The organism is Sphingomonas sp. SDUR79 (assembly GCF_056821745.1).
This window is the reverse complement of the sequence record NZ_JBPDIN010000001.1, coordinates 2,738,417-2,760,010: the sequence shown is the minus strand read 5'-3', so window position 1 is coordinate 2,760,010 and position 21,594 is coordinate 2,738,417. Positions and strand designations below refer to the sequence as shown.

Here is a 21,594-nt window from a genome sequence, read left to right as displayed (position 1 = left end):
GGCGTCGGCGGACTATCCCCTCTATCACTCAGCCGCCTCGCGTGGCTGGCTGGTCAACGCGTCTGCGAGCTCTTCCACGGTGTCTCGCAGAGTGGACAGCGGCTCCAGCGCGCCTGCCAGCTGAGCGATGCCATTCCCGAGTGCGGTGTCGATCTGGGCGACCCTCTCGTTGAGGTTGCGCGAGTGGCTGCTTGCCGCGTCGGTGAGCTGGACGAGCGCCTCGCCGAGCGCGCGATCGACCTCCGCGAAGCGGGCGCGGTAGTCCGACCATGCCTGCTCCGCCGCGCGTGCCGTATCCTGGAGCGCCTGGGCCATCTGCTTGGTCTCGTCGCGGGCCGCCTCGTTGGAGCGCGCCTCGGCGGCAAGCGATCGTTCGATGGAGATCGCAGCCTTCTCCATCGTCTCGGCGGACTGCCGCACCGGCGCAGCAGCCTGCTGGACATCGCTGGCGGCCGTTCCGAACGCAGTCGCGAGGTCAGTCGAGTTGCGGGCGACCACTTCGATGGCGCGCGCGTGGTCGCCAATCGCGCGATGCGACGCGTTGAGACCCTCCGCGCTCGCCGAAATTGCGCCACCGGCGTCGCGCATGCTTCTGACGAGCGGGTCGCCGGCTTCTGCGAACCGCTCGACGAATGTGGAGAACGAGTCCTCCAGCGCCTCCTGCCCAATGCGCGCGGCATCGTTGGCCGCCCGCGCTCCAGCTTCCCCAAGCTCGCCGGCGGCTCGTGCAAGGCCCTCCTTCATCCCATCGAGCGTTGTGCTTAGAGTGGTGAGAAGCGAGTCCATCCGTTCGCGCGCCTGCGCGCTGGCTTGCTCTCCGTCCGAGCGCATGCGCTCGGCGACGGCCTCGAAGTTCCGATTCAGTTCCCCGAAGGCCCCCCGCATCTCCTCGGATGCCTGGCCGAAGCGCCGGACGGCCTCTTCGATCTGACGATCGGCTTCTCCAGTCTGCTTTTCCAGCTTGTCGGCCATCGTAGCCATCGTGACGGTCATCGCGCCGATTGCTTCGGCCAACCCGGCCATCTCGGCGCCAGCGCCACTGGCAATAGCCTCCTTGACCGCCTCGCCGCCGCCGCCGCTGATCTTGTCGATGCCGCTCTGGATTGACCCGAGATGTGCGATCATTGGGCTCATCTGTTTCTCGAGCGCGCCTTCGAGCGCGACGGCAAGCTGCTCCGAGAATGTGCGCAGAGCTGGTGTCTGCTCCTTGAGCTGCTCGAGCTGATCGCTGGCGATCCGCTGGGGTGGCAGGTAGACCATGCCGTGCTCGAGTTTGTCGCAAAGGGAGCTCAATCCCTCATCGATGCGCTTGCCGAGGCGATAGTCGAAGGCTCGAAGGATGATCGAGGCGACGATGCCGCCCACCGAGGCCCAGAACTTGGCTCCCGCGACTTTCATCAGCTCGTTGAGCCGATCCTGCATCGCATCCACCCCGCCGCTGAAGTCCAGGGTGGATAGTGCGGCGATGATGCCGAGGAACGTTATGAGCAGCCCAAGAGCGATAAAGATGTTGGCGAACCAGCCTAGGCCGCGATGCCGGTCGGCCAGTCCCAGGAAGAAGTGCTCAGGCCTCGCCGTGTTGTGCAGGACGTCCGCGCTCGGATCGACGATGGTCTCGCGGTACTCCTCCCACGTTCGCCGAAGGGCGTAGGACTGGACATTACCCGCCTCCATCATTTGATCGTTGATGGTTTCGAAGTGCTCCGCGAAGCCTAGACGCGCGTCATCGATGTCGACATCCGCGCCACCCGTAGCCTTGTCGATCGCTGCGATGCGGCGGTTGATCGCGTTGATGAGCGGGAGATGGTGGTCACGTCGGTACCGGAGCGCGATTGCCACGGCTGCGAGTACGAGCCCAACGGCAAGAAGGGCCGCCATCGCATCGCGAATGCCGGGGATCTCTGTGAAGAAGAAGATCAGGCCCTGTCCAAGCCATTCTGTAATGGTCACGCTCACCCCCGGTCGTCGTCGTCCGCTCCGCGCGGCCGCTGCGCGAATCATGGTTCTGTGCAGACACCCCCCGCAGCAGGTGACTGTTGCTTTAGAACGAGTTGGATCGCCAGAGTGAACTTCCTCCACTCTCGGCCCATGGCGACGGTTCGTTCACGGCAACCGATACTGCCGTAAACACGGCAAGCCCTCTTATCGCACGCCTGCGGTGGGCTATGATCTTGTCACTGCCACGTAACTCTCGCCCATGCCGGCGACGAAAACGCCGGCCTCCAATAGCGCTGACGCCTGTTCGGCCGGACGTGCTCGGAAGTCATGGCGGTCGTTGGACGTGGCGCGCCAGTACCCGAAACCCTGATCGAACAGGATTAAGGCTTCGCTCCCGTCGTCATACTGAATCGCCATCTTCCTTCCGTGTGGCGCGTGGGAATCCTGGTAATGGCATTCGAAGCGCAAACGTCCGGCCAGAGCCTCGACCACGTCCGCGCGATCTTCCTCGCTCTTCCAGTTGTTTTGCAACTTGAATGGCGCCCCCCCGTAGTTGTCGTCTCTCAGCGGCTCAGTCGTGATCGTCAGTGGTATGACAGCTCGCTCAGGTGCCAGTGCATCTCTGAGCGCAGCGACCGTGCGAAGCATCAGCAGGACTGGAAGCGGCGCCTTGAGGTACCTGTCCGAGTAGCTGATGGCCTTGAGCTGCCCGGGCTTCCAGAGGCCGGCAGCCTCGAGGTCCTCCTTGAGCACTCGGTTCACCAGGCCTGGACCGAACTGTCTCGCCGGTCTCCCCGGATCTGACTGGATGATCCTCACGCGGTCGCCGGAGGTTAGGGCTCGCTCGAGCTTGTTATCATCGATCCGGCACATTGCCGGCATCTCGCACATCGGCATCGTCACGAGCGGATGCTCGCTTCCTGCTCCCCATGCGCTCCCCAGGATGGCCGCCGCCCTGTCGCGCGTGAAGAACCCTTCCACGCCGCCCGAGACGCGGAGGGCCGCTACCAGAGCAGATCCGTTCGAACCCTCTACGGCTTCGGCGTCCCAGAGCGTAAAGCCGTGGCGATGCGACGCGTTGCGCAAGCCTGCGCGCGCCGCATCGTCCATTCGATCGAGCAGCCCGACCGGAAGGACCAGGCGGACGTCCGCGCCTGCCTTCCGAAGCGATGCCAGCATTGTCGACATGGGTGGCTCGGTGAGCGTCGCTAGATCGAACGCGGGACCGGTGAAGACTGCTGCGACGTCTCCTGACCCGGCCCGTCGGGAAAGCACGTCCGCAACGGGCGCGCTCAGTGCGGCCTGGGGACCGGGCACGTCCTCCGGTTTGGGTTCGCTCAGTTCGACCAGCAGGCGGGTGACGAATGCGAGTGCCGCACGACGATCGATGATCTCCTGCTGAGCGAAGAGGTCCGCCACGAGCACGCAGGATGAGCAGCCCCTGCTGCAATCCAGGGGGCAGTCGAGGATCTGCTGCGTATTCCGAAGAACAAGCGTCAGATCGTCGAGGAGGCGCGGCGCATATCCCGCTCCGCCCGAGCTCTGGTCGAATATGAACAGGGAGCAGGTAGGAGCCTCGAGCGCTCCGGACCGCCTAGCGACCCCCAGCCCCAGCTCTCTAGGTTCTATGCCCAGTCGGCGCGCAAGAGCCTCTCGCATGGCGGACGCAAGCGCCCAGGCCGCCCCGGCATCGGTCAGATGCGCGGGCTGGAACTCCGCCACGTCCGTCAGGACCTCATGTCCCAGCGCGAGCGGGCGAGTGATCGCGAAGGTCTTGTCGTTGCCGGAGCAGCGGCCCGCGCCGCCTTTGGGCGGCATCAGCGCGTCGTGGTCCACGAGGGACGTGTCGCCCTCCTCGGCCGCACGTCCGCAGTCCAGACAGATCCTGTATCCCTGCTTGGATCGCCCCAGCGAGTGATGAAACACCATCCCGTTCGCAGTCGCTCTGACGCGCCCCAGGGCCGGGTCCAGCAGTGGCTCCCAGCGCGCCTCGCGGGCGGAGATGCGCGCCGGGCTGGGCTCGATGAACTCGACCTTGTCCGTTTCAGCGTGCGGCTTGGCTCGCCAGTCGACGCGAAACCCGGCGGGCTCGAGGAACTGCTGTCGCTCCACCGCGATCGACGCGCAGGCGGTGCATTGCTCCACCATTGTTAGCGCGGAACCGGCTTCGCCGCAGTCCCGGCACGACCAGGCCCAGCGGATGCTCTGGATCTCGGCGTCGCCGTTGTCGTGGGCTGGACGCTCCCAGTTGAGGGTCACCCCTGCCGACGTCCACACTAGGCCGTCGACGACGATCTCGGCACCGGGAGCATACTCGCGGATGGCCACATCGGCGTTTCTGCTTGGATAGTCGTAGCGTCGGTTGCGAGTGGTCTCCCCCTCGTCATCCTGGCGGCCGCGCTGTCTGTCGCGCGTCTCTGCGCAATCGGTGATGAACGGAACTACTGCGTTCGGGAATCCGTGGCCCGGCAGCAGCGACCGATTGGCCAGTTCCCTGAGCAGGGGTTCCCGGCACATGCGTCTGACCTGGATCTCCAGCCCGGCACGCGCATCCGCCGCAAGCGTCTTCGACTGCTCGCGCAGCGATCGCCACTGCGCGCCGAAGGACTGCTCCGCCGAGCTGAACATTTCCCGCGCGGTGGAAAGAACGTTGTCCGCTGCGTCCAGCGCCGTACCGGATGTCAGCGCTTCGACCTGCGGTCTCACACGTGCTGCGGTGCTCGGCTGCCCCAGCCATCCAAGGAACTGTGCGATGGGCGAGTCCTCGGGAGGGTCGAGCGTTAGGCTCTGAGGGAAGCCGAAGAAGTCTCCCGCCTTGACCCGGTTGAGTTCGCCCGCCGCCTCTCGGAACCACTGCGCGAGCAGGAGAGCGTTGACATGGCGCTGAACGATCCTCCTCGAATCGATCTTCACTCTGGGTGAGCGCAGGCTTGTCTGGAGATACCGCACCGGGTCGAGGAACGCTTCCCGATCGAGCGGCGTGTTGCGTGCGAACGTGAGTGAGGAGGCGAAGCTCTGGCCTCGCCGACCTGCGCGGCCGACCCTCTGCCGATAGTTGGCGATCGAAGGCGGCACATTGGTGTTGAGCACGGCCTCGATCGATCCGATGTCCACGCCCATCTCCATGGTCGTGGAGCACGCCAGCAAGTTGATTTCCCCCTTCTTGAACTGCTCTTCGAACGCCCGGAGCCTGTAGGGAGGCTGCTGGGCGGAATGCTCCTCCGCTCGGATATAGGGGACGAATGTCGCGGCTCTGTCGTGGAGGTCGGACCAGACGCCGAGCTTCCGCAGCCTCGACACTTCGGGAGCCGTGGCGGCGAAGGAGCGAAGGTGCTCGCGATCGACGCTGTTTCTGGGGAAGGTGCTCGGGAGATGCGGGAAGCTCAGTTCAATAGACTTCTCATCGCTGCCGGGGGGCGACCCCCGGAGACCATATGGCGATCTCCCCATCGCCAGGCGCGGAAGAACGCGGTGGGTGATCGGGCACAGCCATGCCGTTCCGACGCTGGCGATCGAGGCTTTGTCCAGGGCCAGCGAGAGCGTCGACCCGGTGCCTTCGAGCAGTGGGCGCACCTGATCCCAAGCGGCCTGGAGGATGTCGTTGATGGCTGCGCGATCCTCGCCGGACGCGCTGTCCAGTCCGAGCGTCCTCTCAAGCAGTATCACCGCGTTGGTCTTGGCTCCAACCGCACGTGCTTGCGGCCACACGACGTCTGACGCGTTCCGCTTAGGCTCGTTGGGGCCGACGATAGTACGCAGGAACGCCTGCTTGGGCAGGAGCCAACGGGCGTCGGCCCAACCGATGTTGATCACGAAGTTGGCACGCACGACCGTGTCTACGAGGAAGTAGAGGTAGTCCTGCCAGTCCTGGAGCTTGAAGCCTCCTTCGCTCACGCGCCGGGGAATGCGCGCCGCGGTCAATTTGTCGATCCCCGGGAAAGCTAGCTTCGCGAAGCCGAGCGTCTCGATCGCGTTCGCGCGCCGTGGCCGGCGCGCCAGCTCCCGCAGCAGAAGATAGTTCGCGAGTGCGTCGGGATCTCTATGGAAGCGGTCGTCTCTGTCGGCGTCCCAAACGCGACCGATCCAAAGCCGGACCATGGGCTCGCTCCCCAGAGCCTTCACCACCGTCGACCAAGGTACGTCTCCATCGGTCGGCTGCCCCGCGAGTTGTGCCTCGACCTCCGCGAGGTAGGAGGCGAACATCTCGTCGTCCCGGGCGAGAATCGCGAGCTTGTCGCGCTTTTGCTCAAGCTCGGCACGCACCTCTGGAGGAAGCTCGGATCTGGCCGAAGCCTTCTGGACAAGGTGATAGACGAAGGATCGCACGAAGCTGCGCTCGGACATCGTCTCGATGTTGGCCGCGAAGCGCGCAGTGCCTTGGCGACTATCAGTGAACGATATCAGCTGTCGGCCTTCCGCTGGCAGCTCGATGCCATCGACCGCGCTCGCAGACACACCCTCTAGCATTGTGGGAGTGGCATTCTGAATCAGGAACGGCGCTCCGAACCGAAATGGCCAAAGGGGACCTGCGGAATTCGCGCTGCCGGCGGCATGGCAACGAGGGCAGCGCCCATCGTCCACGGGCCTGCTCATCCAGACCGTGGTGCCCTCACCGCGCCGCTCGGGAAGTGTACCGTCCAGCGGCTGGACGCCTCTTTCGCGCAGATCAGGCAGCGGGCGGACGCCGAGCAGACGCCGCTCGCCATCCGTCAACCTCGGGGCCTCCTCGTCCTCGGCTTCGTCGCCGGTCTCGTCGGTTCCAGGCTCGTCCATCTCTCTTGCGCTTGCCGCAGCGAATTCGTCACGATCCGGAGCGGTATCAGCGGGCAGTAGCCTGTCTCCATGGTCGAATGCATTGAGCCAGGGCTCACCGCACTCTCGGCAGCTGACGATCTCGAAGAGCTGGCTTCCGCAGCTGCCGCACTGATCCTCGGCTTGGAAGGAGATTCCGCCATACGGCCACCCTGTCGGCTTTTCGCCCGTGCACGCGCTGTTGATGCACGACCACAGACCGGGCACCGCTCGGATGAACTGATGGACGCGAAGCGGGAGCAATGGGCCGCTACCCTCCGGGGCGGCGCCGGGCGTAGTCACGCCGTTGATCAAGGATGCTGCGTCCATACCGGCTGCCGAGGCCATCTGTTGGACGCGGCCGAGCGACAGTGGTCCCTGTTCAGCCTCTCGGACGAAGTTTTGCACGACTGGGTGACGCGCAAAATCACTGCCCTTTAGGGCTGGGGATCGCCCGTCCCCTTTGGGCGGTAGCGGGACCTCCTGCCTAGCGCCTAACACCACGCGGACTTGGGACGTCGGCACCCCCGCAAGGTCCGCCAGATATCGCTGCAAATCGGCCTTGGCCCTCTCATCCGATCCACCGATCGTGGCGGACGTGGCGACGAAGCGGACGTCCGCCGCCTTCACGCCGAACGTCTGCAGCACGCGTCGAAGCAGAAGCGACACCTCTGCGGCTGCAGAACCCACGTAGCTGTGCGCCTCGTCGATGACGATCCATCGCAGAAGGCCCTGCGATGCCTCCACGATGGGGTGGTCCTCCTTCCTGATCGTCATATACTCGAGCATCGTACTGTTGGTGACCAGCACGGGCGGGGGATCGCTGCGTAGCGTGCGGCGGTAGAGGACCTGTTCCGGGAAGCTCGCTTCAGCCCGGTCGCGCTCGTCCTTGCGCTTGTCCGTCATCAGGCCGTTGTAGAGCGCGAAGCGGATGTCGCCATCGAACGGCGCGATCCACCGCCGGAGCCGCTCTTCCTGGCTCGCGATCAGGGCGTTAAGCGGATACAGCATCAGAGCACGTACACCCATCAGGCGACCTCGCCCATCGACCTCCCTGGCCAGGTCGTCGAGCATCGGAACGAGGAAGCATTCGGTTTTGCCGGAGCCCGTTCCGCTTGAGACCAGCACCGAGCGGCGATCTTGGGAAAGGAGATGCTCCCATGCCTCGAGCTGATGGGAATACGCTGGATAGTCGAACCGGTAGGGCTGGCCCTCGTGTCCAATCAGCGCATCCACCAACCTGGGGTGGAGAAGGTTGCCGCGAAGGTCAGAGGGAGATTTGCCGGAGGAGACATATCCAGCCGCGCCCTCGAGCGCCGGTTCCGCTAGGAGGGCGCCTCGGGACACGTCGCTGCACGACAGATGATCCCGCAGAAAGGCGTTGAGCTCATCATGGCGTATGCCGGCCTGCGAGATCACCGCTGAGGCGACCCGCTCGCGGAGCCGCTGGTCGACGGATAGTGGGTTGGCCATAAAGTCGGCGGGATCAGCATCTGCCATTACTGCATCTCCTTAAGCGTGGCAGCGAACGCCTCGCGAAACCAGCGCGGATGGCGCCGGCTGATATCCTTGACGCATCGAACCTCCGCCGGTTCGAGCTTCACATGCCCTAGAGCTGAGAGCGCGGCCGCGACCGGCGCGTCCAGCGCACGCCAGAAGTGCTCGCCGACCGTCCAGTTCGGCAATATCTCTGAGCGTAGCGGGCGGAAGGGGTTCTGCATCGTCTGGATCCTGTCGTCCGACCGATTGAGGAATGCGTTTGCAGCCGCATGAAGATCAGCCTCGTCGGCCTTCAAGCCCAGCAGAGGCGCAAGGGCGGGCTCCTGCTCAGCTATGGCCTTTCTTCGATCGCTGACCATCCGCGCCACGAGGAGGGGGTCGTCCGGTGCGGTCTGGAAGAGGTACTCTGCCAGCGCCCGCGCCGCTTCCTCCCAGCATTGGGACGGGATCAGTGTCCATGCAGTCGGGAGCCCCTCTGCAAGTCGAAGCAGCGCATCGATGTCCGCGATCGGCGCATGAAAGAGCATCATGGTCCCGAGCAGTGGCCGATCGCAGATCAGGGCGAGGATGTCGAAGGTGGACGGTGGCATGCCATCAAGGGACAGGGCTATCCCTATCGCAGCCTTCACGACCTCACGGCTCTCCGTTGAGCTCGGTTCCTGGAAGACCTCGTCGAGGAGTCGACAGATGGCCTCGAGCCGATGGTCACGCTCCTGGATCGCCATCGCCTTTCCCAATGCGGACGTCGGAGGCGCGGACATATCGGCACCACGGATGAACTGGGGACAGCTCAGCACTCGCTCGTTCGAACGCAGGTAGACGAGCCAGTCGCCCTGCAGCGTCGGCAGTTCGAAGGGCCGGTGGTTGCCGCTGGCCAGCGAGCCGTAGTATCCAAACTCGCGCTCTGAGGCAGGTTGATGAAGTGCGCGGCCGACGATCCTGACGTCCTCCTCGATCACGGCGCTGTCAGGTCGCCAGCCTCGGCCCTCCCGCTGGAGATTGTGGTCGAACTCTCCCACCGACCAGACGTTGTCGTATCCGTCGTTGAAGTTGAGTTTGATGGTGGCTCGTATGTCGCCGAGCGGTCTCAGCAGGGCAGCGAGATCGTCGCGGATGGTGGATAGCGGAAGCTCTCCATCGACCCACCAGCTGGCGATCCCTTGGGCCACCGGCTTGCGATGGCGATCGAAGAGGTCCGCCATCAGTTCGCACCTTCCGTCGGCACGCGCGACATATCGGTTCATCGTCGAAAGGGAAATCCGCGCGTCCCTCGTCAGCGGTCCCGACCTCCAGTCGTCGATCCAGGCCTGATGGGGGAGCGCGATCCGTATCTCGACTGACCCGCCACGATCGCAGAACAGCCTGAGCGTCGTGCTTGATTGGGGACTGCCTCGCATGGCGAAGCGCCAGCAGTCGCTGGACACCTTCACGCCTCCGTCGATCTCCATGCGTCCCGGCCACCCGGATACGCGGAGCTCGAGCCAGTCCCCTATGTTTCGCCTTTCGATCGAGAAGTCAGCGGGGAGAATCACCGCGTCTACCCGGCTGCGGATATGACCGCTCTGCTGGTCCCGCCACGCAAACTCGCATGGCCCGAGTTCTGGCTGCCGCGTTGTCCCCTGCCAAGCCGAGGTGCCTTGGGTCCTCCAGACGACTTCTGAGGATGCCGCGCTTCGCTCTCGGACGCCCTCCCGGAGCACGAACCGTGGCGAGCCGAGATACAGGTGGAGAGAAGCGTCGACGCTCGTGCAATCGCGTGCGAAGTTACCGAGTAGCACGAGGCTGTCGCGCTGCGCGCCCTTCTGCCCGGATCGCACGAGGAAGCGATCGCCGCTTTCCGAGGTTGCCATAACGGCGCCCTCCGCTTTCCACAGCGCTCTTCCCCCCTGCTTTCCGCCGGCGACCTGCTCACATGCAGCCTGCTCACTATGGGGCGAGCAGCTCCAGCTGTCTGGGAGGTCTACGAAGAGCTGCTCCGCGGAATATCCACCACTGCCGGTACCGACCAAAGTTAGGAGATGGGTACCGTCTCGACCCGCCTCGTCATCGGCGACATACACTCGTATCGCTGATCGCACTGCTTCTCCGCCCGGAAGGCAGAAGGCCTCACCCACCCGTGCCCCGGCTCCGCGGAGCTCGGCGACCACCGGTACCGCGATCGGAAGATCGAACCTGCTGCGGGTGGTGCTCGGTCTTGACGCCCAGGTCCCGTCCTCATCGGGATCGGCCGTCGCCAGCTCGCCCGTGACGTGCCTGGCGAACTCGCTCGACGGAAAGAGGCGCAGCCTGCTCCAGTCGTCCTCAAGGTTGCGAGAGATGGCTCGTCCCTCAATGTCGTTCAGCGTGCCCGTAAGTTTGAGTTCCACCAGTTCTCGACGGGTGCCATCTGCCAAGTGCAGCAGGCGTCGCACTCCGACCGCGCCTGCGCCGCCCCGCAGCACCGTCGTCTTCATCAGCCCGTCGATGAGCGCGCGACCCGCCTCACTGCTGACACCCACCGGCAGTTCGTCGCGCCAGCTTGGATGGTGCTGGTCCAGCCACAGCGAGGTCAAGGATCCTTCCGGCGCACCCGCCGCATCGGCCAAGCGGCGCAGCCGCACTATCTCTGCGCCCAGCTCGGCGGAGACGATGCGGATCTCCTGGCTGCGCCAGGTCTCGGGAACGAGACCCATAAGCGATCCTGCGATCCGCTCTGCCACCGCCAGCGAGGCGTCCGGCTGCGCCAGCAGCATTCCTACGAGGCGCTCAAGGAACCGGGGAGCCCATCCCGCACCTTTTCCCTCAAGAGCGGCGAGTGGAAAACCGCCCTGCCGAGCGATCGCAGCGAGGCGGTGATGCGTGCCGTTGATGCGCAGCTCGGGAATCTTCCAATATCGAAGTCCGATGTCTGTGAGCTTGCGGTAGTTCGTCCATGTGGCTGAAAGGCCGAGAGGCGCTCCGAGCGCATCCCACCGCTGGCCGGTTCCGTCGTAGCATCGACGGAACCACTCGGCGGCCCACAGAACGAATTTGGCGGCGAGCACCTTGTCCACTGCGAACATGAGTGCAGGCCCCTTTGCCTTAAGGTCAGTCTGAAGCTCCGTGAACTTGTCGTCTGCCAGCCTGTATCCATGGAGCGGGCGACCATCGATCAGAGGCACACCGAGCGCCACGATCCATGGAGGCGTCTGGTCGGCTCCTTGGAGCGTCGTCAGAACCCGCCGCGGGCGAAGGAGGCCTGCGGCGCGCCGCAAGTGGAAGCGAAGCGCGATCGCACGAGTTCGGAGCCGACGGGACTCTGGATCGCTCGACGACTGCAACTCGTCGGCAATGCGTCCTAGCTCGTCAGCATCATTCCTTGCAGCTTCGATGCGTGCTGCATAGTCGCCCCCGGTCACCTTTCCCCCAGCCTGCAGCTCGAATGAGTGCTATCTTCGCGATGTGTTCGGATGCGTTTCCGCCACACTCTACTTGCTGCAGCTTGGAGTAGTTGTCACCATTTTCCAATTTCTTACGATCGTGAATCTCTTGTGAGTGATCCGCGCCGCGCCTTTCGACGTCCACCTGCGCTATGGCGCTGCGCCCGCCGCCCTCGGCCTGCCGCTCATTGTCGGTCGGATCGTCATGGCGGTCGCAGCATAAGACATTGCAGTCATGCTACTAGCCGCCGCGCTATGTGGCGGATTCTGGTTCGAGTCCGCCGTTTTGATTGGGGCAAGCCAGCGCACCTCCGCGGCTGCTAGATAGGGATGACGCTCGTCTTGCCGACTCTTGCCCACGCTGCGATCGCGCTCGCTCATCGTCCCAATAAAAGGCGATTTGAAAGCGCCTGTCATGTCGCATTTAAGTCATGAGACATTCGATTACGATGAAGTATCTTGCGTTGTGGTTTCGATGGATAGATGTTCGTCGGGAGGGGAAGAGAAATGGCGCAATTCATCACCGAAATCGTCCGCGTTTCGAACCCGCGGACCAAGATGTTCGACGCGATCACCGAAGATGGCGAATCGGCGCCAAGCGTTCAGCTGTCGGGTGGCGAGCGTCTTGGGCTACCCGACAGTTCCGTGCGGTTGTCGAGACTGCTTCCGCTCCTCGAAAGTGCGCGACAGGATGGCGAGAGGCTGTTCGTCCAGGCTGACGACGGCAAGCTCGAGAGAGTCCGGCCGACTATCTCCGGCCATGTGCTGGATATCGAGGAGGCCGCTAACGGCGATCTCGAGATAGAGGTATCCAACTCGCATTCCGTTCATGTGCTACGTCGCGACCAGCCCCGTTTCGAGGAACTGGCCGAAATGTTGCGATCGGCCGAGGAGCATTCGCATCCTGTCGAAATCGTCGATGCACGCGGCATCGTCGAGGTGCGCCGTCTCTCGCAGAAGTGGATGCTCACCGAAGAGGTCGGGCCTCCGACGGGTGGGGATCTCATAACCGAGACCCTAGTCAAAATGGCAGACCTCGACTTCGAGTCGGTCATGAAGGCGTTTCAGGCGATCGTAGGCTTGTCCTGCGATGTCTCCCAGGTGGATGCGACGTGCATACCCTTCCTCTATCCGACGGACTATTGCTGGTCGCGCGCTCACGCCATGGCTCGCATTCTTATTGGGCAGTTCGGCATAACTCCCGCGAAGGTCTGGACCCGTGGCCGTTTGAGGGCGGCGACGAGGAACGACCATGACTGCTACGTGCGGTGGGGCTGGCATGTCGCCCCCCTCGTCCATGTTGCGCCTTCCGGTGGTGGTGATGCAAAGGCGGTGGTGCTCGACCCCTCCATGTTCGACGAACCCGTCGCGCTAGACATTTGGGTGCAGGCGCAGGGGGACGATGACGCCAAGGTCACGACCACCGATTGGCAGGTCTACAACTACACGCGGGGTGGCAAGCCGGTCCACGATAAGGACTTTCGCTACGTGGACGGGCACCTGAGAAAGGCGCGGCGCGCATTCCTGTCCGAGATGGACGGCAATGGAGCGCCCCCATACGCCCACTGCAAGGTCTGAAAGTCGACGACCGTTTGTCGGACGCGAGCCGGAAGACACACTTGATCGCAGGAGTTAGCATGACCGAAGACGTTTTGGCGGCAAGCAGACTCCAGTCATTCGGGAAGAATGGACGCTACGATCTGCGATTGCTCCGCATCGCACCTGGACAACTCGTGATCGAGGTCTGTCATGATCTGCACTTCGGATTCGCGCCCAACGAGAGAGACCCTGACATCGACTGGACGGACGAGGAGAGCTCGGGCTTCCTGGAGACATGGCGAAGTCAAATTTCCAAGACATGGGACACTCCGGATCACGTCGTGATCGAGGGCGAGAATATCTCGGTGCGCTTCGTGTCGCGGTTCTCCGCCTCCACGGCCGAGGTCCATTTCAGGGTTAAGGTGTTCAAGCTGAAGGACCGGACAAAATGGCGCGGAAGTGCCGTGTGCCGCGGATGCTACAATGGACGGTTCGACGCAGAGCTCGACAGCAACGACGATAAGACTCGCAGGCTGGGAGGTCAGCGCACGCAGACCGCGATCAAGCATGAGTTCGGCCACATGATCGGCCTGCCGGACGAATATCGACGCGGTTCGGAGCACCGGAACGACAAAGCCTCGGTGATGAACTACGGGACGACGATCCGCCGGCGGCACCTCCAGCACTTCGTCGAGTGGGCAAGACCACACGTGGAGGGTCTCGGGAGACATGCGATGGCGAAGGACGACGTGAGGTCCCTGCCGGATTTCCTCGACCGTACGAAGGATGCCGCGACGGTGGCGGATGCGGTTAGGAACTGGAAAGACCAACTCGCCGACGACGAGGTGGTCGTTTTCTCGGCCCGGTCTGTGGAGACCGGGCAAGCGATTCCGGTGGACGAGGTCGACCCGGAGGATTTCGCCGGTCTCGAGGTTGTCTTCGAGATGCTCGGCGGGAGAAGGGTTGATGAGGTATGGTCGCCGTCCTCGCAGGATGCGCTAGAGGCGCTCCTCGAAGGGATCTGACCCGATCAGGATCGGTTGCCGGACCCCGCCTGGGTGGGGGGGGCTTCGATGAGTGAGATAATGCATTCGGTGAAAGGCCGACTGACGCCCGCAGACGCGGCGTCGCTGGAGAGGGTGGTCGACGCGCTCCGGAGGGTAGCCGAGAAGAAGGTCCTGCTTCACGTGCACGAATGCCTCGTCAGCGCCCGGGAGCGCCGAGCGGACCGCCCACATGTTCGACCGCCCGCTCTCGTCGATGAGCATAGTCAGCTGCGTTCCGTTGGCACGCCAATCGGTTGGATTGGATGCGCACAGTCACTTACGTCCCGCCGCAGGCCGCGTGAGCCTCAGAGCTGGAAGTCCGCCACCTTCAGTGCCTGCTCCGTCTCTTCCCGGTTGAGGGTCACGATGTGCTGGGTCCGCGCGCTGAGCTTGGTTGCGTCGCCGAGCAGGCCGAGCCGCTTTAGCACGTAGAAGAGCATCGCGTATCTGACGGTCAGCACAGCCTTGCCGTCGGTCATGCAAAAATCCTTCTCCACCACCGCCTTCTGGCTGGGCGTCAGATCTGGATGGGGTCCGATCACGACGTCGAAGACGCCGGTCCACTGATGGTCCTGCTCGGGCGGCGCGCCTCGATCACCGGGGTTCCGGACGTCGAGTATGCGCGGCAGCAGGAAGTCCTTGAACTTGCCGTCGATATGGCAAAACCCACGAGCATGCCAGCGGAAGCCGTCGTAGCCCATGGCGTGGGGAGACATGCGTCGCCATGCGGGGTCGGCGCGATCCTTGCTCATCGATTGGTAGAGCACCTCGACCGAGGCTTCCTCCCGGACCGCGGCTAGGACTGATCTTAGGACGTCCACTTCGACGCGCCTGCGGGGCGTGATCGCGATGTCGGTGTCGGGTGGTGAGCCTATCCAGGAGTTGCCGGGTTCGACCAGCCCGTCCGCGAGCGACCGGAGCCGCGAGAGGTAGATTGCTGGTTCTGGCCGTAGGAACTTCGGCTTGAAATCTGGACCCGCCACGTAGCGCTTGGCGCTCTTGTCATAAACGGCGTTGGAGGGCGCCCGCTCTTGGTAGAGCGTGAGATCCTTAGATGCCTGGGCGACAGCGACACCGAAGGTCTTGATCAGGTCGGAGCGGTTCACTCCGCCCTCCCAGAAGAGGCGGAACTCGATGAACTCCAGCCTCCGTTCGACGCCCCATTGCAGCGCGCTTCCGACCTCAACCATCAACACAGACCTTCTAAAATGCGGATGGGGATAGAAACTATATGGATATATCCGCGCGACCCGTATATATGATATACGTATCATGCGACTCGGTCAACGATCGCGCCCAGGGTTCAAAGGGAAAGAGGATGGCTGGCATCAGGCGTTCGACGCTGATCGTTCACGGCAGGCTCGCAATGCGCGGGGCGCGGCTCCAGGCAGCGCGCAGTGCCGCCCACGGTCTCCAGATCATGTCGTTCGAGCAGGCCGCTGTGCGCCTCGCCGGCGGCTTTGGTCGCCCGATCGATGACGAGACGCTCCGCGAGACTATCCAGGCGGTCCTGCCGCAGACCGCGATGGGCGAGCTCGAGGGGATCAAGACGCTGCCGGGCATGGTAGGGGCCGCGGCCGACACCCTGCACAAGGCGTGGCGCGCTGGCATCGACCTCTCCGCCCGCGCTGGTGATCACCCGAGGCTCGACGCCATTGCGTGTCTCGAGGCTGCGGTGCTTGCGCAGCTGCCGGACGGGATGATGCGCCCGTGCGACATCGTCGCCTCCGCGAGCTCCCGCATCTCACACGCTCCTGCCGTCCTCGGCGACGTCGAGCTCGATGGCCTTACCGAGCTCTCTCCCTGCTGGCGGCCGCTGATCGACCTGCTTGCGCAGCACGTCTCTGTACGGTGGGTCGCTGGCCCTCGCCATGTGCCCGAGTGGTTGGGCCCAGACGTCGAGGTGATCCGTTCGGCCTCCTTCTCGCCCTCGGTCAGCAGCGTGAGCGGCGCCACCGCTTATCACGAGGCCGTGGAGACGATGCGTTGGGTGCGAGAGCTCCTGGCCTCGGGCGTTGCTCCTTCGGAAATCGCAATCGCGACGGCGTCGCCCGCCGACTATGATGATCACATTCTCGCTCTGCGGTCGGATGCGAACATCGACGTCCACTTCGTCCACGGCATCCGCACGGTCACCACCCGTGACGGCCAGGCCGCCGCGGCGCTCGCAGACGTGGTGGTGCGCGGACTGTCTCAGACCCGTCTCCGGCGGCTGGCCTCGCTTTGCAGCGGCAGCGGCCCGCTCTCTCCGCTGCCGGATGGCTGGTTGCGCGTGCTCCCGACCGATGCGCCCCTCTCGAGCGCGACCGCGTGGACCCGGTTGCTCGCGCGGCTCGGACCGGAGGAGTGGCCGGACGGTGTAGATCACACCCACTCTCTGCGGGAAGCTGTCGAGCTCCTGCAGAAAGGCCACGCCGCTGCGGAGGAGATCGGCACCGCCTTTCTCGCCGGGCGGGCGCTTGCGATCTGGCGCAAGGCGCTCCTCGCGGGACCTTCCGCATCGATCGACAAAACGCTCGAGACACTGAAGCAGGACGACAGTGTCGATGCCTGCGTCTCCGTGGCCTGGATGCCGGCCAGCGCGCTCGCGGCCTCGCCGCGCGCCTATGTCCGGCTGCTGGGCCTCAACTCCTCCCGCTGGCCGCGTGGCATCTCCGAGGATCGCCTGATCCCGGACCACGTCATTCCGACCTCCGAGCTCGATCCGCTTCCGGTGGCGCTGGCGGACCGTCGCGACTTCGAGACGATTCTGGCGACATCGGAGCGCCAGGTCGTGCTCTCCAGCGCCCGGCGGGACAGCGACGGCCGCCTGCTGGGCCGCAGTCCGCTGCTCGTCGATCGGGGTGCCGAGACCTACCTGCGCCACAATTCGGTTCCGAGCCACGCCTTCAGCGAGACCGACCGTCTCATGGCGCGCCGGGAGGAGTTCGCGCTGGATGCGCAGGCCGCGAGCGCGAAGGAGTGCTGGCGCGACTGGCGACTGACCGATGTCACGCCGCATGACGGCTTGGTGCGTGCGGACCACCCGCTGGTCTTGGAGGTCCTCGGTCGCGTCCAGTCGGCCAGTTCGCTCAGAACCCTTCTGCGCAGCCCGCTGAACTTCGTCTGGCGCTATGCCTTCAAGTGGAGTGCGCCGCAGAGCAGCGCGGAGCCGCTCGTGCTCGACGCCCTGCAGAATGGCGACCTCGTTCACCAGATTCTGGACCGTGCCCTGCAGTCGCTAGATGCCAACGGTGGGTTGGCGTCCGCGGACCGGAGTGCCGTTGAGTCCGCAGTCGCCAGCGCGGCGACCAATGTCGCTGCGGAGTGGGAAAGCGAGCGCGCCGTGCCCCCGCAGGTTATCTGGGGCCGCACGCTTGCCGAAGCGCGCGGCCTTGCGGTCGTGGCACTCACCTTCGGGGGGGACCACCTGCCCGGAACCCGCTCATTCGGCGAGGTGCCGTTCGGCGGCTCGGAGGCGAAGTCCGGTGCTCCGATGCCGTGGGATGCCGCCGTCGAGGTCACCATCCCGGATACGGGGTTCAGTATCGCGGGCTACATCGACCGGCTCGACCTGGCTGCCGACGGGAGCAGCGCCGTCGTCCGCGACTACAAGACTGGCAAGGCGCCCGGCAGCGACATCAGACTGAACGGTGGGCGCGAGCTACAGCGCTGCCTTTATGCATTCGCCGTTCGGCAGATGCTCGGCGACGACATCGGAATCACTGCTTCGCTCCTCTATGCGAAGGAACCGCTCGACCTGCAGCTCGACGATCCGGGCGCGCTCCTGAGGGAGGTCACCGTCTACCTTCGGGCGGCGCGTGAGTCGTTTGCGGCTGGAGCCGTTCTTCCGGGGCCCGACACCGGCGGAGCCTATGACGATCTCGCCTTCGCGTTGCCGGCGAATGCCAGCGCCACCTACTGCAAGCGCAAGCAATCCGCCGTCGCCGCCAGGATGGGCGACGCGACTCTTGTCTGGGAGGCCGAATGATGACGACCAAGATCCTCACTGATGACGGTGCGCGGCGCGATGCGATCAGCCGCCACGACCGCTCGATGCTCGTGGAGGCCGGGGCTGGCTCCGGCAAGACAGCTGTCATGGCCGGCCGGATCGCAATGATGCTGGCAGAAGGCGTGGCGCCCCGCGCAATCGCGGCGGTGACTTTCACCGAGCTCGCCGCCAGCGAACTGCTGAACCGCGTTCGCGAGTTCGTCGAGCACCTTGCTGCCGGACAAGTCACCCCGGAGCTGCGCGTGTGCCTTCCGAACGGCTTTACCGAGCAGCAGCGCGAGAACCTCGTCAAGGCCAGCGAAGCTATCGACGAGATTACCTGCTCGACGATCCATGGCTTCTGCCAGCGCCTGATCAAGCCCTATCCGGTGGAGGCCGACATCGATCCGGGCGCCTCCGTGATGGATCGCGGGCAGGCCGACCTCACGTTCCTCGAGATTGTGGACAGCTGGCTCCGGTCGCGTTTGTCGGACGGCAGTGCCGGTGTCTTGGCCGAGATGGTACTCCACGCCGATGGCGAAGCCGTGGCGCTCATGCACCGCATCGCGGAGAGCTTGCGGCGCAGGCGAAAGCTCTCGGCGCCCGCAGCCGCGCCGCTGCCCCAACTCCTGAAGTCCTTCCGCCAGGCAGCCGCCGACCTGAACGCCTATCTTCAGGGCACCTCAGCGAAGGAGGCAGAGACCGACGAAATTGCGCAGCGCTTCTCGGGGATGGCGGCGGCTCTGCCGTCAGATGCGGTCGTGGCGACGCCCGTCGGCCTCGTAGGACTCCTCGTTACCCCGGCGGACCCAGCGCTCTGCACGGGAACGGGGAAGTTCCGCTCTTACGCTCGGAAAGGCAAGTGGGAGACAGCAGCGCGCGCGGTCGGTCTTTCGAAGCTCGACGGCGCACAGCTCAACGATGCCGCGAAGGGCCATTACATCGCCGTATGCGATGCATGGACCGGCCTGATCCAGGCGGCCGCGAGCCACGTTCTGACCGCGCTGATCGCCGAGGCCGAGCCCATCCTCGACCGCTACGCCGAACACAAGCGTGCGAGCGCCCAGCTCGATTTCGACGATCTGATCTTCGCGGCGCGCGACATGCTGCGCGACCATGAGGACGTCCGCCAGGCGCTCGGCAGGCGATACGAGCGGGTGCTCGTCGACGAATTCCAGGACACTGATCCGCTTCAGTCGGAGATCTTCTGGCGGCTCTGCGGCGAGCCCGGCGAGGACGCGGCCGACTGGACGACGTTCCGCATCCGGCCCGGCGCGCTGTTCCTTGTCGGCGATCCCAAGCAGGCCATCTATCGCTTCCGCGGCGCGGACGTCGGAGCCTATGTCGAGGCGCGCTCGGCTTTCTCGAGCCAGAACGCGGGCGGCTTGGTCTCGATTTCGACGAACTTCCGTTCATGCAGTTCGATCCTGACCTTCGTCAACGAGCGCTTCGAGGCGATCCTTTCCTCGGACGGCCAGCCAGGCTTCACCGCGCTCGACCCGTTCCACGACGATCCCGCGGGCGGCATCTGCGTGGCGGCCCTCGACGTGGAGGCTTCTGTCGAGAATGGCACTGCCAACGCGGAGCAGCAGCGTGACGCCGAGGCGGACGCGGTCGCCGACCTGTGCGCCCGACTAATCGGCAGCCATCAGGTGCTCGATCGCAGGACCAACACAACCAGGGCGTGCCTGCCTGGCGACATCGCGCTCCTCGCGCCGACCGGCAAGGATTTGTGGCGCTACGAGGAGGCGCTCGAGCAGCGCGGGGTTCCGGTCGCGACCCAGGCCGGCAAGGGTCTCTACCGTCGGCAGGAGGTGCAGGACCTCATCGCGATCACGCGCGTGCTGGCGGATCGGCGCGACACACTTGCGCTCGGCGCCCTGCTGCGGGGACCTCTGGTGGGCTTAAGCGAGGAGGAATTGCTCGACATCGTCGGGGCGCTGCCGCGTTCCGAGGAGGAGCCTGACCGTATCCCGCGTCTCGATCTCAACATCGATGGCGCCCTCGTCGGCCATGCACTTGCGCGGGAGGTGATGGAGCGGCTCCAGACGCTGCAGCGCCGCGTAAACTCGACCACGCCGTACGATCTTCTCTCGCAGGCGGTCGATATGCTGCGGGTCAGGCCGATACTACTCGACCGCCACGGCGGTCAGGCCGAGCGTGCGCTCGCCAACATCGACCTCTATCTGAGCCTGTCGCGCGGCTTTGCGGTCAGGGGGCTTCGCGCCTTCTCCGAGACGATGACCGCCGCATGGGAGGATGAGGCGCGGGCCGTCGAGGGACGTCCCGATGCGCAGGAGGAGGCCGTCGCCCTCTTCACCATGCATGCGGCCAAGGGTCTCGAGTGGCCGATCGTGATCCCGATCAACACGATGACCACGGTGAACCAGGGGGACAACGCGATCGTCGATCGCGCGACCGACACCTTCTACGGCAAGGTCCTAGGGGTTGCCCCGTCCGGCTACGACGAGGCTCTTAAAGCCGAGCGCGACGAGCTCAACCGCGAGCGTGTGCGGCTCTGGTACGTCGCCGCCACGCGCGCTCGGGAGCTTCTGATCCTTCCTCGCCTGGACGTCGCGCTCGGCAAAGGCACCTGGATCAGTCTCGTTGATCTCACGCTCCCGGGCCTGCCTGCGTTCGACGTTTCACAGATGCCTCCCAATCCCGTCGCGATCGCTTCTGGCAACACGAACGAGCAGACCCGCGAGATCTTCGCGGCCGAGGCTGCCACCATCGTCGAGGGTCAGGTCAGGCTGACGTGGCTTGCGCCCAGTCGGGACGAGGACGGAGAGGGCTCGGTGCTGGCCGCCGAGCAGCCCGACATCTGGGCCGGCGCCGAGGACGCGCCGCCGCCCAGCCTGGAGACGCCAACACCCGTGCGGGGTGGCCGCGAGCGCGGCCTGATCCTCCATAAGCTCATGGAGGAGGTGCTCACCGGTGAGACCGCCGACAATGCGGACGCCCTTGCTGCCCGAGCAGCCGAGCTGATCCGCGCCCTTGGACGGCAACCAGTCGCGGACGCATTGTCGGGTCTTTCGCCCGAGGAGCTCTCGGCCAGTGTGGTTCGCACGCTTTCGCTGCCGGAGATCGCCGGGCTTCGGCCTGCGCTGATCGCCGAGCTTCCGGTCTACTCGATCCGTGAGGAGGACGCCGGGCTCGTCGCTACCGCCGGCATCGCCGACGCGGTGACGGTTGACGGCGAGGGCCACCCCGCCGTCGTGGTCGACTGGAAAAGCGACGTTAGCCCGGACGAAGGCATTGTGCTGCACTACGGTGCGCAGGTCCGTGCCTATCTCGACATGACCGGCGCTGGCCGTGGCTTGATCGTCCTGATGACGAGCGGGACCGTTATCGAGGTCGAGCCGACGCCGCAGGCTCTGGCTGCGTGATCCGCGTCGCGAGGTCCGACGAA

Annotated in this window: 8 protein-coding genes; 4 read left to right on the top strand and 4 right to left on the bottom strand. The window is 64.9% G+C overall.

Going from position 1 to position 21,594, the window contains the following annotated elements:
• Positions 1-24: 24 nt before the first annotated feature.
• The 3 genes from zorA to ACRYLO_RS13545 form a co-directional block, all read right to left on the bottom strand.
• A complete protein-coding gene (zorA, locus tag ACRYLO_RS13555; protein ID WP_482660642.1) occupies positions 25-1,950 on the bottom strand; it encodes an anti-phage ZorAB system protein ZorA in 1,926 nt (641 codons plus the stop codon).
• A gap of 213 nt (positions 1,951-2,163) precedes the next feature.
• Positions 2,164-8,229 carry a DEAD/DEAH box helicase gene (locus tag ACRYLO_RS13550; protein WP_482660641.1) on the bottom strand — a complete coding sequence of 2,022 codons (6,066 nt, stop codon included), beginning with the start codon at positions 8,227-8,229 and terminating at the stop codon, positions 2,164-2,166.
• Positions 8,229-11,369 carry an STY4851/ECs_5259 family protein gene (locus tag ACRYLO_RS13545; RefSeq protein WP_482661747.1) on the bottom strand — a complete coding sequence of 1,047 codons (3,141 nt, stop codon included), beginning with the start codon at positions 11,367-11,369 and terminating at the stop codon, positions 8,229-8,231. Before ACRYLO_RS13545 ends, ACRYLO_RS13550 begins: the two co-directional genes overlap by 1 nt.
• Before the next feature lie 765 nt (positions 11,370-12,134).
• Between ACRYLO_RS13545 and ACRYLO_RS13540 the strand changes: the two genes are divergently transcribed.
• Entirely contained in the window at positions 12,135-13,205 is a 1,071-nt protein-coding gene (locus ACRYLO_RS13540) for a protein-glutamine glutaminase family protein (RefSeq protein WP_482660640.1), read from the top strand.
• Between the two features lie 59 nt (positions 13,206-13,264).
• On the top strand, positions 13,265-14,191 hold the full coding sequence (locus ACRYLO_RS13535; RefSeq protein WP_482660639.1) for a hypothetical protein: 927 nt from the start codon (positions 13,265-13,267) through the stop codon (positions 14,189-14,191).
• 326 nt (positions 14,192-14,517) lie between these two features.
• On the opposite strand, the gene ACRYLO_RS13530 is transcribed toward ACRYLO_RS13535, so the two are convergent.
• A complete protein-coding gene (locus ACRYLO_RS13530; protein WP_482660638.1) occupies positions 14,518-15,402 on the bottom strand; it encodes a BrxR family helix-turn-helix transcriptional regulator in 885 nt (294 codons plus the stop codon).
• A 128-nt stretch (positions 15,403-15,530) separates the two neighbouring features.
• On the opposite strand from ACRYLO_RS13530, the gene ACRYLO_RS13525 reads away from it, so the two are divergent.
• Together ACRYLO_RS13525 and ACRYLO_RS13520 are read left to right on the top strand one after the other, a co-directional pair.
• A complete protein-coding gene (locus ACRYLO_RS13525) occupies positions 15,531-18,182 on the top strand; it encodes a PD-(D/E)XK nuclease family protein (RefSeq protein WP_482660637.1) in 2,652 nt (883 codons plus the stop codon).
• A complete protein-coding gene (locus ACRYLO_RS13520) occupies positions 18,182-21,571 on the top strand; it encodes a UvrD-helicase domain-containing protein (protein WP_482660636.1) in 3,390 nt (1,129 codons plus the stop codon). The genes ACRYLO_RS13525 and ACRYLO_RS13520 overlap by 1 nt, the downstream gene beginning before the upstream one ends.
• The last annotated feature ends 23 nt before the right edge of the window (positions 21,572-21,594 follow it).

Excerpts from the sequence above, each read along its gene's own strand:
- ACRYLO_RS13550 (WP_482660641.1), bottom strand. The coding sequence starts at position 8,229 with ATGGCAGATGCTGATCCCGCCGACTTTATGGCCAACCCACTATCCGTC.
- ACRYLO_RS13540 (WP_482660640.1), top strand. The coding sequence starts at position 12,135 with ATGGCGCAATTCATCACCGAAATCGTCCGCGTTTCGAACCCGCGGACC.
- ACRYLO_RS13535 (WP_482660639.1), top strand. The coding sequence starts at position 13,265 with ATGACCGAAGACGTTTTGGCGGCAAGCAGACTCCAGTCATTCGGGAAG.
- ACRYLO_RS13530 (WP_482660638.1), bottom strand. The coding sequence starts at position 15,402 with ATGGTTGAGGTCGGAAGCGCGCTGCAATGGGGCGTCGAACGGAGGCTG.
- ACRYLO_RS13525 (WP_482660637.1), top strand. The coding sequence starts at position 15,531 with ATGGCTGGCATCAGGCGTTCGACGCTGATCGTTCACGGCAGGCTCGCA.
- ACRYLO_RS13520 (WP_482660636.1), top strand. The coding sequence starts at position 18,182 with ATGACGACCAAGATCCTCACTGATGACGGTGCGCGGCGCGATGCGATC.